We start from the raw sequence: 11,514 nt of genomic DNA, 5'->3' as shown, positions 1-11,514 counted from the left end.
GCTCTACGGGGCCTCCGGCCCGTCCGAGGGCCCCTTCAGCAGCCCCAGGAAGTCCCCGAACGCCCCCGGCATGTCCACCGCCTCCGGGTCCAGCAGCCACTGGTACTGCAACCCGTCCATCACCGCCACCAGCAGCACCGCCGCCCGCTCCGGGCTCAGCCCGCCCGGCAGCGTGTCGCCGTACTCGGCGCGCAGGGTGGCGGCCATGCCCGCCCGGACCTGGGTGTAGCGGCGGGTGAAGAACTCCCGGGCCGGGTGGTCCTCCGTCACGCTCTCGCCGAGCAGCGCCGAGAAGGTCTGCACGATCACCGGCCGCATCGCGTTGTACTCCACCAGCGAGCCCAGCAGCTCCAGCCGCCACGCCCCCTCCTCGTCACCGCCCCGGCCCCCGCCCGTGTCCCACCGGTCCCGGTCCTCCAGCACCGCCACCAGCAGCGCCTCCTTCGTCGGGAAGTAGTGCAGCAGCCCCTGCTGGGTCAGGCCCACCCGCTCGGCCACCGCCCCCAGCGTCGCGCCCCGGTAGCCGCGCTCGGCGATCACTTCGAGGGTGGCGCGCATGATCTCGGCCCGCCGCTCCTCGCTCCTGGCCCGTGCCATCGCCGGCCCCTTCCCTGCCGCCCGGCCTCACGCCGGTCCCGCTCACCCGAACCGTACGTCGTCACCGCACCCGCCACCCCGTAATGTAACGAATGCATAACAAAACCTACCGCGCTACCGGTCGGCGCGTCACCATGGAGGGGTCCACCGGTCCACCGGACTCGACCAGGAGGTACGGCCGTGGCAGCCGCGTCCAGCACCAGCAACTCCGAGGCGCTCCGCCGGGAGGCCGTCGACACGGCCCTCGCGGCCCTCGGTCTCGACGACAAGGCGCGCCTCCTGGCCGGTCAGGACCTGTGGTCGCTGCCCGCCCTGCCCGCGATCGGCCTGCGCTCCCTGGTGATGTCGGACGGCCCGATCGGTGTCCGGGGCGTCCGCTGGACCGCCGCCGACCCCTCGATCGCCCTGCCCTCGCCCACCGCTCTCGCCGCCACCTGGGACCCGGAGCTGGCCCGCCGCGCCGGACGGCTGCTCGCCCAGGAGGCCCGCCGCAAGGGCGTCCACGTGCTGCTCGCCCCCACGGTCAACCTGCACCGCACCCCGCTCGGCGGCCGCCACTTCGAGGCGTACAGCGAGGACCCTTACCTCACCGGCGAGATCGGCACCGGTTACGTCCGGGGCGTCCAGGACGGCGGCGTCGGCACCACCGTCAAGCACTTCGTGGCCAACGACGCCGAGACCGACCGCTTCACCGTGAACAACGTGGTCGCCCCGCGCCCCCTGCGCGAGCTGTACCTCGCCCCCTTCGAGCGGATCGTCAGAAACGCCCACCCCTGGGGCATCATGGCCGCCTACAACCAGGTCAACGGCTCCACGATGACCGAGCACCGCTACCTGCAGAACGCCGTGCTGCGCGGCGAATGGGGCTTCGACGGCTTCATCGTCTCCGACTGGCTCGCCGCCCGGACCACCGTCGGCGCCATCACCGGCGGGCTCGACGCCGCGATGCCCGGCCCGCGCACGGTCTACGGCGAGGCGCTGGCCGACGCCGTGCGGGCCGGTGAGGTGGACGAGAAGATCGTCGACATCGCCGTACGGAACATCCTGCTGCTCGCCGCCCGCACCGGCGCCCTGGAGTCCGCCCCGCCCGCTGTGGCCCCCGCCGATCTCCCCGCCACCGTGGACGGAGAGGCGCTGGCCCGCGAGATCGCCCGCCGCTCCTTCGTGCTCGTACGCAACGAGGTACGCGACGGGGTACGTGACGAAGCCCGCGACGAGGTTCGTGACGGGGTACGCGACGAGGTACGCGACGGGGCCGCCGTCCTCCCGCTCGCCCCCGGCACCACCGTCGCCCTCTCCGGCGCACTGGCCCGGGACGCCCGGGTGCTCGGCGGCGGCTCGGCCCTGGTCTTCCCCGACCATGTGGTCTCCCCGCTGGACGGGCTGACCGCCGCCCTCCCCGAAGGCGCTCTGAGCTACACCGTCGGCGCCGACCCCAGCGACGAACTGGCCATCGCCGAGGCCGGGTTCGACCTCACCGCCGTCTGCCGCGACGCCGAGGGGACCGTCCTCGCCACCGTCCCGCTGCCCAGCGGCCAGATCCAGTGGATCGGCGCCGACCTGCCCGAAGGCGTCACCCACGACACCCTGGACACCGTCGAGATCACCGGCACCTTCACCCCGCGCGAGAGCGGCGAGCACACCTTCGGCACCCGGGGCACCGGCTCCTTCGCCCTCACCGTCGACGACCGCCCCCTCTTCGAGGGCACCCAGGACCGCGCCCCCGGCACCGACCCGCTCGGCGCCTTCTTCAACGAGCCGGTCGAACGCGGCCGCCTCCCCCTCGCCGCCCACACCCCCGTCGGGGTCTCCCTCAACCACCGCCCCGGCCCCGGAACCGGCCACCCCCTCAAGGGCGTCGCCTTCTCGCTCGTCCACCTCGCCCCGCTCCGCGACCCGGACGAACTGATCGCCGAGGCCGTCGAGGCGGCCCGTACGGCGGACACCGCGATCGTGGTCGTCGGCACCACCGAACGCGTCGAGTCCGAGGGCTTCGACCGCACCGACCTGAGGCTCCCCGGCCACCAGGACGCCCTGGTGCACGCGGTCGCCGCCGCCAACCCCCGTACGGTCGTCGTCGTCAACTCCGGCTCCCCGGTGGAGCTGCCCTGGCGGAACGAGGTCGCCGCGGTCCTGCTGACTTGGTTCCCCGGCCAGGAGGCGGGCCACGCGCTCGCCGACGTCCTGCGCGGGGAGTACGAGCCCGGCGGACGCCTCCCCACCACCTGGCCCGTCGCCCTGGCCGACGTCCCGGTCTCCGCCACCACCCCCACCAACGGCGAACTCCCCTACACCGAAGGCGTCTTCATCGGCTACCGCGCCTGGGAGCAGGCGGGCACCACCCCCGCGTACGCCTTCGGCCACGGACTCGGTTACACCACCTGGGAGTACGACACCGTCACCGCCACCCCCGACTCGGTCACCGTGCGCGCCCGCAACACCGGCCCCCGCCCCGGCAGCGACACCGTCCAGATCTACCTGGCTCCGGAGCCCGCCCCCACCGCCCCCGCGCGCCCGGCCCGCTGGCTCGCCGGCTTCGCCCGGGTCACCGCCGCCCCCGGCGAGAGCGTGGAGGTGACCGTCCCGGTCGAGCGGCGCGCGTACCAGGTCTGGGACGAGGAGGCGTACGGCTGGAAGACGCTCCCCGGCACCTACACGGTCCAGGCCGCCCGCTCCCTGACGGACGTCCGCGCGACCACGACGGTGGAGGTCACCGCCGGTCAGTCGAAGTAGGACTCCAGCGTCCCGCGCCGCCGCACGTCGAGCGTCGCGCAGTGGAAGGAGCCGCCGAACGGCGCGTAGTGCATCAGGTCGCACGGGATGGGCTCGAAGCCCCACCGTTCGAGGGCGCGCAGCATCCCGGTGTGGTGGCGTTCCGCGATGACGCGGGTCTCGTCGACCATGAGGATGTTCATGCTGAGCCACTTGCCGCACATCGAGGTGGTCCGGAGCACGAGATCCTTGACGGGCTCCGGCTCGGGGGCGACGAGGATGTCCCAGGAGTCCAGGACGGCGGGCAGCCGGTCGACGTCGATGTAGTCGGGGTTGACCAGCGCCTTGCCGGGCGCCAGGACGAGGAACGTCGTGTCGATGTGCATGGGCGTCCGGCAGCGGCTCTCGATCTCGTGGATGCGGTAGCCGGGGCCGAGATGGCGGCGCAGCCACTCGATGCCCATGCCGTTGGTGACGTTGGAGCGCGTCACGAACAGATCGCGCCCGGCCCGCACGAAGTCGGCCGCATCGAACACCGGCTCGAACTCGGTGAGGATGTACCGCATGGGCTCATCGGCCCCGGGGGTGCGGAAATCCTTCTCGAACAGCTCGTCCGTCAGCTGCGGCTTCGGAGCGGCGGTCCAGCGCGCCCCGCGCCGGAAGTAGTCCTTGAGGATCCGGCGGTAGGAGTGCGTCTCGAAGTACCGGCACGGCCACGCCATCGGGGTCTCGATGATCTCGTCGCCGATCACCAGCATGCTGTCGCGCGGACAGGTGTTGCAGAAGCCCCGCGAGGCCCAGTCGGGGGTCGCGAACCGCCGCCGGTGGTCGACCGCGTCCGGACGGGTGACGGTGATGCCGAGCGAGTGGAGCAGCGAGACGAACCCGTCCAGCTCCTGCTGCGCGGGCTCGATCAGCCGGCGCGGGTACGTGCGGCCGGCCGCGAGCCCCTGGATGCGGGCCGCCCACGGCGGGATGTTGCAGGAGACCACCGGATGGCTGGAAGGGATCGTCGCGTCGTCGAGCCGCCCGACGATGATCTCCTCCAGCGGGTCCCACTCGTTGTGCGAGCCGACCGGTGAGACGAGCGGGGCGGTGTCCTCGGCGGCCGGCGCACCGGGCCTCCGCTCCACTGTCGTCATGATCAACCACCCTCGGTCGCGGACCGGCACATCACGCTGTCCATGGTGAAGGGGGAGAGCGGGTTCGCGCCACCCGTAGGGGCGGGTGCGAGGCCGGAGCGGCCAGAGGGTTCGGCCCGGGGCCCCGGGCTACGCGGGAGGTTCGGCCGCCGTGATGTTCCGGTAGGCGATCTCCGCCAGCCGGGCCTGGCCATCGCGGCTGGGGTGGAACCAGTCCCACGGGCTCAGCTGCGCCCCGGTGAAGCGGAAGCCGAAGACCGCCCCGCCGTCGTACCGGCAGTGCCGGTCCTTCGCGCAGACGTCCCGCAGCACCCCGTTGTACGCCACCACCCGCTCCTGCACCGCGTCCCGCCGCGCCACGGCCGCGGGCCCCAGGTCATCCGCTTCCGCGAGCATCGACCGGCAGATCCCGAGGCTCCAGATCCGCTTGGCCCCCTCGTCCAGCCGCCCGGTCGACCAGAGCCGCTTCAGGTCCGGCACGCTGGAGACGTACACCTGCGCCTTGGGCGCCCCGGCCCGCAGCTGCCGCATCGACGCCTCGAACGACGCCCGGAAGTCCGCCACGGGCGTCATCAGCCCCACCGAGTCCCGGCAGGCGTCGTTCGCGCCCATCATCACCGTGACCAGCTCCGGCCGCTCCTTCGCCGCCAGCGCCATCTGCTCCGGCAGCTGGGCCATCCGGGCCCCCGACACCGCATGGTTCCAGCTGCGGTCCACGGCCTTCGCCGGGCCGAGCAGCCGGACGGCGAGACTCCGCACCAGGCTGTCGCTCCCGGTCGCCCAGGACACCTCGGGGCAGTCCGCCAGCACCGAGCAGGCGTCGAAGCCCCGGGTGATGGAGTCCCCGACGGCGGCGACGGACCCGGGCTTCGGGTTCCAGCCGGAGGCGCGGGAGGGGGACGGCGACGCGGAGGGTGAGGAGGTGGTGGACGCGTTCTGTGACACGCCGTCACCCGAACCCTCACCGCTGCATCCGGCCAGCGCCGCCACACCGACGAACGAGAGCGCCGCCAGCGCGGCCCCGACGGTACGCATTCGAGGGCGTGTCGCACGCTCCGTCATTCGCCGTTCCCCTCCGGTCAACCCCTGGTTTATGCCTCTGGTCATGCCCCCGGCAAGCCCGCGATCCCCCAGGTCGCGGGCGTGCGCGCCCTGCCGGGTGAAAGCCGGCGAATCAGGGGCCCCGGACCGACGGTACGTCACACGGACGGCCCCGGCGCACGGTAGCTTTTCCCCGTCGAACCAGTGGCACCGCTCCCGGCCTCGTCACGGCGGGTGGCTCCGGTACATTACGTCACGTCACACACTGTCCCTTTTCAGGAGATTAACTCCCGATGCTGTTTACTGATGACAACCTCGGGATCCGGCCGAAAAGAGGCGGTGCGGGCGCGAGGCCGCTGGGGAAGGCGTACCTCGTCCCACACGGGAGGTTCCGGTGACGACACGTGGAGTCCTGTACGTTCACTCCGCACCGCGCGCGCTGTGCCCACATGTCGAATGGGCAGTGGCGGGCGTCCTCGGTGTGCGGGTCCAGCTGGACTGGATCAGACAGCCGGCCGCGCCCGGCACCTGGCGGTCCGAATTCTCCTGGAAGGGCCGGGCCGGCACCGCGTCGCAGCTTGCCTCCGCCCTGCGCGGCTGGGACCTGCTGCGCTTCGAGGTGACCGCCGAGCCGTGCCCTACGGCTGAGGGCGAGCGCTACAGCTCCACCCCCAGCCTCGGTATCTTCCACGCCGTCACCGGCATGCACGGTGACATCCTGATCCCCGAGGACCGCCTGCGTGCGGCCCTGGCCCGCTCGACGCGCGGCGAGAGCGACCTGGAGGTGGAGATCGCCTCCCTCCTGGGCAAGCCGTGGGACGACGAGCTGGAGTCCTTCCGCCACGCGGGCGAGGGAGCCCCGGTCCGCTGGCTGCACCAGGTGGTGTAGCTCAAGCCCCTTGCCCGGCGGTGACCGGCGAGCAGATCAAGCCCCTCCGGCGATTGAGGAGCGGGGTCCGGGGCAGAGCCCCGAAAACGCACGACGAAGCCCGCTCCCCGGCAACCGGGAAGCGGGCTTCACCCGTAAAGGCAAGGTCACACGGACCGGAACGCCAGCACCACGTTGTGCCCGCCGAACCCGAACGAGTTGTTGATCGCCGCGATCGGCCCCTCGGGCAGCACCCGGGGCTCCCCGCGCACGATGTCCGCGTCGATCGCCTCGTCGAGCTCGTCGACGTTGATGGTCGGCGGAGCGATCCGGTGGTGCAGCGCGAGCACGGTGGCCACCGTCTCGATACCGCCCGCGCCACCCAGCAGGTGCCCCGTCATCGACTTCGTCGCCGAGATCGCGACATGGTCCAGGTCGTCGCCCAGGACCTTCCGCAGCGCCTTGATCTCCGCGATGTCACCCTGCGGCGTCGACGTGGCGTGCGCGTTGAGGTGAACCACCTCGGACGGCTTGAGGTCGCTGGAGTCCAGCAGGTTCTGCATGGCCGCCGCGATGCCCCGGCCGGTCGGCTCGGGCTGCGCGATGTGGTGGGCGTCGGCCGACAGGCCCTGGCCCAGCACCTCGCAGTAGACCTTGGCGCCGCGCTTGGCGGCGTGCTCGGCCGACTCCAGGATGACGACGCCCGCGCCCTCACCGAGGACGAAGCCGTCCCGGCCGGTGTCGTACGGGCGCGAGGCCTTCTCCGGCTCGTCGTTGCTCTTGGACATCGCCATCATGTTGGCGAAGGCCGCGATCGGCAGCGGGTGGATCGCCGCCTCCGTGCCGCCGGCCACGACCACGTCGGCCCGGCCGGTGCGGATCATCTCGACGGCGTACCCGATGGCCTCGGCGCCGGACGCGCACGCGGAGACCGGCGTGTGCACACCGGCCTGGGCGTTGACCTCCAGGCCGACGTTGGCCGCCGGGCCGTTGGGCATGAGCATGGGAACGGTGTGCGGGGAGACGCGGCGTACGCCCTTCTCCTTCAGCACGTCGTACTGGTCGAGCAGGGTGATCACGCCGCCGATGCCGGAGGCGATGACCGAGCCGAGCCGCTCGGGGGCGATGGACTCGTCCTCGCCGGCCTTGGCGGTGAAGCCCGCGTCGGCCCACGCCTCACGGGCCGCGATCAGCGCGAACTGCGCCGAGCGGTCCAGCTTGCGGGCGAGCGGGCGGGGCAGTACGTCGTTCGGGTCGACGGCCGCGAGGGCGGCGATCCGGACGGGCAGTTCGGCGAAGCGCTCGCCTTCGAGAGGCTTGACGCCGGACCGGCCGGCCATCAGACCTTCCCAGGTCGATGCGGAGTCGCCACCCAGCGGAGTGGTTGCGCCGATACCGGTGACGACCACGGTGCGATTGGTCGAGTTCACTGGAAAATCTTCTCCACGTGTAGAGGGTCGTGAATCAGCGGCGCCACCGCCGGGTGGCGACACAGCCGGGCTGGGATCAGCCCTGGTGCTTCAGGATGTAGTCGGCAGCGTCGCCGACCGTCTTGAGGTTCTTGACGTCCTCGTCGGGGATCTTGACGTCGAAGCGCTCCTCGGCGGCGACGACGACCTCGACCATGGACAGCGAGTCGACGTCCAGGTCGTCGGTGAAGGACTTGTCCAGCTGGACGTCCTCGACCGGGATACCGGCGATCTCGTTGACGATCTCGGCGAGACCGGTGACGATCTCTTCCTGCGTGGCGGCCATCTTGGCGCTCCTTCGGTGGGTTTCTTCAGGGGTCGTGCATACGGACCAAAAGGTCCGGTGTGCCTAGGGGAGGGTAACGACCGTCGCGGCGTAGACGAGACCCGCCCCGAAGCCGATGACGAGCGCGGTGTCGCCGCTCTTCGCCTGACCGGTCGCCAGGAGCCGCTCCATCGCGAGCGGGATCGAGGCGGCGGACGTGTTGCCGGTGGACTCGATGTCACGGGCGACCGTGACGTGTTCCGGCAGCTTGAGGGTCTTCACCATCGAGTCGATGATCCGCATGTTGGCCTGGTGCGGGATGAAGACGTCCAGGTCCTCCGGGGAGATCCCGGCCGCGTCCAGCGCCTGCTGGGCGACCTTGGCCATCTCGTAGACGGCCCAGCGGAAGACCGACTGGCCCTCCTGCGTGATGGCCGGGAACTTGATCTCGCCCTTGGAGTCGAGCGGCAGCGTGGAGACGTCGCCGATGTGCAGCTCGTTCCAGGACACCGTCTGCTTGATGGTCTCGGACTTGTCGCCCTCGGAGCCCCACACGGTCGGGCCGATGGCCGGCTCCTGGGAGGGGCCGACGACGACCGCGCCCGCGCCGTCACCGAACAGGAAGGCCGTCGCGCGGTCCTCCAGGTCGGTCAGGTCGCTGAGCCGCTCCACGCCGATCACGAGGACGTGCTCGGCCGAACCCTCGACGATCATGCCCTTGGCGAGCGTCAGGCCGTAGCCGAAGCCCGCGCAGCCGGCCGAGATGTCGAAGGCGGCGGGCTTGCCCGCGCCGATCCTGTGGGCGATCTCGGTGGCGACGGCCGGGGTCTGCTTGAAGTGCGAGACGGTCGAGACGATGACCGCGCCGATCTGCTCGGGCGTGATGCCCGCGTCGGCGATGGCCTTGCCGGACGCCTCGATCGACATCATGGCCACGGTCTCCTCGTCGGAGGCCCAGTGGCGGGTGACGATGCCGGAGCGCGAGCGGATCCACTCGTCGGAGGAGTCGATCGTTTCGAGGATCACCTCGTTCGGCACGACCCGGGTCGGGCGGTAGCCGCCGACCCCGAGGATGCGCGCGTACGGGGCGCCCTTGCTGGGCTTGATCTTCGACATGCTCGGGCTCCTTAGGCGCCTGCGTGCTCGGAGATGAGCGCGCGGGCGGCGTCGAGGTCGTCGGGGGTCTTGAGCGCGAGCGTCTTCACACCGGGCAGCGCCCGCTTGGCGAGGCCGGTGAGGGTGCCGCCGGGGCTCAGCTCGACCAGCGCGGTGACGCCGAGCTTCTGGAAGGTCTCCATGCACAGGTCCCAGCGGACCGGGTTCGCGACCTGGCCGACCAGCCGGGCGATGACCTCGGTGCCGGTGGCGACCGTGTGGCCGTCGGCGTTGGACACGTACCGCACGGTCGGGTCGGTGACCGTGAGGTCCCCGACGGCCGCGCGCAGCTTCTCCACGGCCGGGGCCATGTGGTGCGTGTGGAACGCGCCGGCCACCTTCAGTGCGACGACCCGGCGTACGCCCTCGGGCTTGTCGGCCTCCAGGGCGGCGATCTGGGCCGCGGTGCCGGCGGCGACGATCTGGCCGCCCCCGTTGACGTTGGCGGGGGTCAGGCCGAGCTTCTCCAGGTGCGGGACCGTGACGGCGGGGTCGCCGCCGAGCAGGGCCGCCATACCGGTCTCGGTGACCGCGGCGGCCTCGGCCATGCCGAGCCCCCGGGTCCGGACGAAACGGAGCGCGGCTTCGTCGTCGATGACACCGGCGATCGCGGCGGCGGTGATCTCACCGACGCTGTGACCCGCGACGACGTCGGGGGAGGGCGCGTCCAGGGCCGCGGCCGAGAGCAGGCCCGCGGCGACCAGGAGCGGCTGGGCGACGGCCGTGTCGCGGATCTCGTCCGCGTCGGCCTGCGTGCCGTAGTGGGCAAGGTCGAGCCCGATGGCGTCGGACCACGCCGCGATGCGGTCGGCGGCACCGGGGAGGTCGAGCCAGGGAGTCAGGAAGCCGGGCGTCTGAGCGCCTTGGCCGGGAGCGACGAGTACGAGCACCCTCACACTCTCTCTTGTGGACGGCTCGGTACGCCCGTGGGGACAGGGACGAAGAACCGTCAGGGGAATTGTTGAAGTCCGACAAAAGTCTAGGACTGAGGATCCGCCGCGGCCAAGCGCCCCAGGATGAGAGCGATTCGGAGGGTGAACGCGGAGCGCACATCGGAGGGTGACCACCCGGTGACGTCGGTCACACGTCGTAGCCGGTAGCGCACGGTGTTGGGGTGGACGAAAAGCATCCGTGCGGCCCCCTCCAGACTGCTCGCCTGCTCCAGATAGACACTCAGCGTTTCCAGCAGCGCCGAACCGGCTTCCTCCAGCGGTCTGTAGATCTCCTCCACCAACTGGTCGCGCGCGGCAGGGTCCCCAGCCATCGCGCGCTCGGGCAGGAGATCGTCCGCCAGCACCGGGCGCGGCGCGTCCTGCCACGCCAAGCAGGCCTTCAGCCCGGCCGCCGCGGCCTGCGCGGACCGGGTGGCCGCCAGCAGGTCCGGCACCACGGGCCCGGCGACGACCGGCCCGGCCGCGTACGGCCCGATCAGGCCCTTGGCGACCTGGAGCGGGTTGTCGCTGCCGCCCGCGATGACGACGAGCCGGTTGCCGAGGACCCCGGTGAGGACCTGGAGCTTGGCGTGGCGGGCGGCCCGCCGGATCGCCTCCACGGTCAGCTCGCTGTCCCCGTCGGGGGCGGTGCCGAGGATGACGCAGACGTGCTCGGGCGAGTTCCACCCGAGCGCGGCGGCCCGGGACACGGCCCCTTCGTCGGCCTCCCCGGACAGCACCGCGTTCACCACCAGCGACTCCAGCCGCGCGTCCCACGCCCCCCGGGCCTCGGCGGCCTGGGCGTAGACCTGGGCGGTGGCGAAGGCGATCTCCCGCGCGTAGACGAGCAGCGCCTCCCGCAGCACGGACTCGTCGCCCGGCGCCGCCACCTCCTCGATCGCGGCCTCCATGACCTCGATCGTGGTCCGCACCATCTCGACGGTCTGCCGCAGCGTGATCGCCCGGGTCAGCTCGCGCGGGGCGGTGCCGAACACATCGGTCGAGATGGCCTGCGGGGTCTCCGGATGCCGGAACCATTCGGTGAACGCCGCGATACCGGCCTGGGCGACCAGGCCGATCCAGGACCGGTTCTCCGGGGGCATCGCCCGGTACCACGGCAGCGATTCGTCCATGCGGGCAATCGCGTTCGCGGCCAGTCGGCCGGAGGACTGCTCCAGCCGTTTCAGGGTCGCGGCATGCAGGTGGGCGTCGTGGGCGGCGGAATGCTCAGGATCGGGTCGGGGCACGAGGACAAGACTGCCTTATCGGGCCGGTGGATCGGTGGGGCGGGGCGAGGGTCTCGCCTACTGGTCGGTACGGGAGTGTGCGGCCC

Annotated in this window: 10 protein-coding genes; 2 read left to right on the top strand and 8 right to left on the bottom strand. The window is 71.9% G+C overall.

Annotated features, from left to right (window positions below):
• Window positions 1–3: 3 nt before the first annotated feature.
• Entirely contained in the window at window positions 4–597 is a 594-nt protein-coding gene (locus tag IF17_RS0111155) for a TetR/AcrR family transcriptional regulator (protein WP_030564700.1), read from the bottom strand.
• 180 nt (window positions 598–777) lie between these two features.
• Here IF17_RS0111155 and IF17_RS0111150 point away from each other — a divergent pair, with 180 nt between their 5' ends.
• Window positions 778–3,330, top strand: a complete 2,553-nt coding sequence (locus IF17_RS0111150; RefSeq protein WP_030564699.1) for a glycoside hydrolase family 3 protein — start codon at window positions 778–780, stop codon at window positions 3,328–3,330.
• On the opposite strand, the gene IF17_RS0111145 is transcribed toward IF17_RS0111150, so the two are convergent.
• Together IF17_RS0111145 and IF17_RS0111140 are read right to left on the bottom strand one after the other, a co-directional pair.
• Window positions 3,318–4,451 carry an amidinotransferase gene (locus IF17_RS0111145; RefSeq protein ID WP_030564697.1) on the bottom strand — a complete coding sequence of 378 codons (1,134 nt, stop codon included), beginning with the start codon at window positions 4,449–4,451 and terminating at the stop codon, window positions 3,318–3,320. The genes IF17_RS0111150 and IF17_RS0111145 overlap by 13 nt on opposite strands.
• Before the next feature lie 129 nt (window positions 4,452–4,580).
• Window positions 4,581–5,486 (bottom strand): SGNH/GDSL hydrolase family protein, encoded by a 906-nt coding sequence (locus tag IF17_RS0111140; protein ID WP_030564695.1) that lies wholly within the window; start codon window positions 5,484–5,486, stop codon window positions 4,581–4,583.
• A gap of 400 nt (window positions 5,487–5,886) precedes the next feature.
• Between IF17_RS0111140 and IF17_RS0111135 the strand changes: the two genes are divergently transcribed.
• On the top strand, window positions 5,887–6,381 hold the full coding sequence (locus tag IF17_RS0111135; protein WP_030564693.1) for a DUF3145 domain-containing protein: 495 nt from the start codon (window positions 5,887–5,889) through the stop codon (window positions 6,379–6,381).
• Between the two features lie 146 nt (window positions 6,382–6,527).
• Here the strand turns inward: IF17_RS0111135 and fabF are convergent, their stop codons facing one another.
• The 5 genes from fabF to IF17_RS0111110 all read right to left on the bottom strand — a co-directional run bounded on the left by fabF (window position 6,528) and on the right by IF17_RS0111110 (window position 11,428).
• The gene (gene fabF / locus IF17_RS0111130; protein ID WP_030564691.1) at window positions 6,528–7,790 is read right to left on the bottom strand and encodes a beta-ketoacyl-ACP synthase II; all 1,263 of its coding nucleotides are present in this window, start codon (window positions 7,788–7,790) and stop codon (window positions 6,528–6,530) included.
• Window positions 7,791–7,866: 76 nt separating this feature from the next.
• The gene (locus IF17_RS0111125; protein WP_014045780.1) at window positions 7,867–8,115 is read right to left on the bottom strand and encodes an acyl carrier protein; all 249 of its coding nucleotides are present in this window, start codon (window positions 8,113–8,115) and stop codon (window positions 7,867–7,869) included.
• A 63-nt stretch (window positions 8,116–8,178) separates the two neighbouring features.
• A complete protein-coding gene (locus IF17_RS0111120) occupies window positions 8,179–9,210 on the bottom strand; it encodes a ketoacyl-ACP synthase III (RefSeq protein WP_030564687.1) in 1,032 nt (343 codons plus the stop codon).
• An 11-nt stretch (window positions 9,211–9,221) separates the two neighbouring features.
• Window positions 9,222–10,139, bottom strand: a complete 918-nt coding sequence (locus IF17_RS0111115) for an ACP S-malonyltransferase (RefSeq protein ID WP_030564685.1) — start codon at window positions 10,137–10,139, stop codon at window positions 9,222–9,224.
• A gap of 89 nt (window positions 10,140–10,228) precedes the next feature.
• Window positions 10,229–11,428 carry a PucR family transcriptional regulator gene (locus tag IF17_RS0111110; RefSeq protein ID WP_015608300.1) on the bottom strand — a complete coding sequence of 400 codons (1,200 nt, stop codon included), beginning with the start codon at window positions 11,426–11,428 and terminating at the stop codon, window positions 10,229–10,231.
• Between the last annotated feature and the right edge of the window lie 86 nt (window positions 11,429–11,514).

The organism is Streptomyces cyaneofuscatus (assembly GCF_000718135.1).
In the GTDB taxonomy this organism is placed as follows: Bacteria; Actinomycetota; Actinomycetes; order Streptomycetales; family Streptomycetaceae; genus Streptomyces; species Streptomyces cyaneofuscatus.
This window is presented reverse-complemented; position numbering and strand designations above follow the sequence as displayed.

Excerpts from the sequence above, each read along its gene's own strand:
- IF17_RS0111140 (WP_030564695.1), bottom strand. The coding sequence starts at position 5,486 with ATGCGTACCGTCGGGGCCGCGCTGGCGGCGCTCTCGTTCGTCGGTGTG.
- IF17_RS0111145 (WP_030564697.1), bottom strand. The coding sequence starts at position 4,451 with ATGACGACAGTGGAGCGGAGGCCCGGTGCGCCGGCCGCCGAGGACACC.
- IF17_RS0111155 (WP_030564700.1), bottom strand. The coding sequence starts at position 597 with ATGGCACGGGCCAGGAGCGAGGAGCGGCGGGCCGAGATCATGCGCGCC.
- IF17_RS0111120 (WP_030564687.1), bottom strand. The coding sequence starts at position 9,210 with ATGTCGAAGATCAAGCCCAGCAAGGGCGCCCCGTACGCGCGCATCCTC.
- IF17_RS0111125 (WP_014045780.1), bottom strand. The coding sequence starts at position 8,115 with ATGGCCGCCACGCAGGAAGAGATCGTCACCGGTCTCGCCGAGATCGTC.